Here is a 273-nt window from a genome sequence, read left to right on the forward strand (position 1 = left end):
CCGCATCGTGTGCTTGTCTGGCCTTGGGTCTATCGCCGCCTGGCCGAGGTGGTCGAGGATCTGAACGCGGATACGCCCGACCGGCGCGCCCGACGGCTGGAGCATGTGCCGGGTCTTGCGCGCCATGTCGAGAAGGATGACGACGGGTTTGTCCGTGCCAAGCGTTGGCCGCCCGCGGACCTGTTGCCGGTGACGCACCACCAGAAGCTTGCCGTCTTCGACCGCAAGACCGTGTATATCGGGGGGCTCGACCTCGATGAGCGGCGTTATGAC

General features: G+C 65.9%; 1 protein-coding gene. It reads left to right on the forward strand.

Annotated features, from left to right (window positions below; all coding sequences use genetic code 11):
- A partial coding sequence (locus H2O73_RS23995; protein WP_220457754.1) for a phospholipase D-like domain-containing protein occupies window positions 1-273 on the forward strand: 273 nt, incomplete at both ends.

It is taken from the genome of Vibrio marinisediminis (genome assembly GCF_014050145.1).
In the GTDB taxonomy this organism is placed as follows: domain Bacteria; phylum Pseudomonadota; class Gammaproteobacteria; order Enterobacterales; family Vibrionaceae; genus Vibrio; species Vibrio marinisediminis.